Origin of the sequence: Sulfurimonas sp. (assembly GCF_027056685.1) — a bacterium.
GTDB lineage: Bacteria > Campylobacterota > Campylobacteria > Campylobacterales > Sulfurimonadaceae > Sulfurimonas.
This window is the reverse complement of sequence record NZ_JALUKE010000206.1, coordinates 1-2,218: the sequence shown is the minus strand read 5'-3', so window position 1 is coordinate 2,218 and position 2,218 is coordinate 1. Positions and strand designations below refer to the sequence as shown.

Genomic DNA, 2,218 nt, shown 5'->3' with positions numbered 1-2,218 from the left:
AGAAATATCCTATCATTTTATGGGAAGACCCTTTAGCTGAAGAAGATTGGGAAGGATTTGCCAAATTTACAGCAGAGTTTGGAGATAAGATTGAAGTAGTTGGTGATGATATTTTTGTAACAAACACAAAGTTTATTTCACGAGGAATAAAAGAGCATACAGCGAACTCTTCACTTATAAAACTCAACCAAATCGGAACAGTAACTGAAACTGTTGATGCAGTGAGAATGTGTAGAGATCATGGCTGGAGATATTTCCTTTCTCACCGTTCAGGTGAAACAGCAGATACTTTCTTAGCAGATTTTGCAGTAGCTATGGATGGTGGACACTTAAAAACAGGCTCTGCTTCAAGAAGTGAGCGACTTGCAAAATATAACCGTCTCTTAGAGATTGAGATGATGCTTGAAGATGAAGCAATATATACTTGGAAATAGGGAGTAAAATTATGAAAAAACGTATAGCTATAAATGGACTTGGACGTATTGGAAATCAGGTACTTAGACATTACATTAATAATTTGCCAAAAAATTGTGAAATAGTTGCGGCAAATACTTCGAGTGTTGAAGATGCCGCGTATCTTTTAAAATATGACTCTGTACATGGAAGAGCTGATTTTGACATACAAACGCAGGAGAACAAGCTCATAGTCGATGGACATGAGATTACCATCGTTAGCAGTCACAATCCTCTTGAACTCCCGTGGAAAGAGCTTGGCATCGACATCGTTTTAGAGTGTACGGGGCGTTTTACTGAGGGCTCTTTAGCGCAGCAGCACATCACAGCTGGTGCAAAAAAAGTACTTATCTCTGCACCGGGAAAAAATGTTGACCTTACAATAGTAAAGGGCGTGAATGAGACAGAGTATGACAATGCTAAACATCACATCATCTCAAATGCTTCCTGTACAACAAATTCTCTCGCACCTGTTATGAAAGTGCTCGAAGAGAATTATGGCGTAGAAAATGCGATGATTACAACAACGCATGCATACACTTCTTCGCAAGTCACAGTCGATAAGCGTGCCAAAAAACGCAGACGCGGTCGTGCATCAGCTGTTAATATCATCCCTACAACAACGGGTGCGGCTATTGCCACCGTAGAAGTCATCCCTGCATTAGAGGGTAAAATGGAAGCAATGGCACTGCGTGTCCCTGTTCCTGATGGTGCCATCACAGAAGTTGTAGCACTTCTAAATAAAGATGTTACAAAAGAGACACTCAACGCAACATTTAAAAAAGCTGCAGAAAATGAATTGCAGGGGATTTTAGAATTTACTACTGAAGAGATCGTTTCATCTGACATTATCAACAACCGCCACTCCTGTATCATCGATGGACTCTCAACGTCAGTTGTGGGTAATAGAATGGTAAAAGTTATGGCGTGGTATGATAATGAATATGGCTATTCCCAACGACTCTTAGAAGTCGCGGACTACATCGCTGGACAAATATGAATAAAAATATAAACAGAGTTATTGCCTTTGCCTTTTTCATACTGTTTATTTCTTTATTTAGCCTCTTTGTAGGCTATTATGGAGATTGGCTTTGGTTTCAAAATTTGGGATACAGCTCAGTTTTTGAGACCAATATTCTGGCACAGATTGTTTCTTTTGTTCTGTTCTTTTTTATTTTTGTTGCGTTTGCAGGGCTTAATCTCTACTATGCGTATCATAAACATACAGAGCATCAAAGCTCTCTTTCCTTTGACGATGATGACCTGCGCCAAAGGCTTTCATTTCTCAACCATACAAACTTTTCTCTTTGGGCATGGGGTGTTATTATTGTATTCTTTGGGCTTATTATGGGCTCTTCTGCCTCTGAGTATTGGATCGATTTCTTAAAATTTTTGCATCCTACCTCTTTTCATCTGCAAGAGCCTATTTTAGGTAAAGATATAGGATTTTATCTCTTTAGGCTGCCTGTTTATCAAATTGTCCTCGACTGGTATTTTACGATGCTCGTTTTGACCACTTTTTTTGTTGGCTTGTTCTACTATATGCACAATATTTTGAACTATCAAAACAATAGACTGCAACTTGAAACAAAGGCAAAAAGACACCTCTTACTTTTAGCTGCATTTTTCGCACTTGGCATCTGCAGCTATTATATTATAGAACTTTATAATCTTCTTTACTCGTCCAATGGTGTTGCCTACGGGGCTTCTTATATGGATGTACATGCACAGATTCCGGCTTACAAGACCATTATTGCTTTAACAG

The 2,218-nt window shown here is 38.9% G+C and carries 2 protein-coding genes and 1 pseudogene; all 3 read left to right on the top strand.

The window, feature by feature from the left end; all coding sequences use genetic code 11:
* Positions 1–434, top strand: a pseudogene (locus MVY38_RS09140) (phosphopyruvate hydratase); the annotation flags it as partial.
* Between the two features lie 11 nt (positions 435–445).
* Positions 446–1,453 carry a type I glyceraldehyde-3-phosphate dehydrogenase gene (gene gap / locus MVY38_RS09135; protein ID WP_297485456.1) on the top strand — a complete coding sequence of 336 codons (1,008 nt, stop codon included), beginning with the start codon at positions 446–448 and terminating at the stop codon, positions 1,451–1,453.
* Positions 1,450–2,218, top strand: a 769-nt coding sequence (locus tag MVY38_RS09130) for a UPF0182 family protein (protein WP_297485454.1), incomplete at its 3' end; no start/stop codon positions are given. The genes gap and MVY38_RS09130, both read left to right, overlap by 4 nt.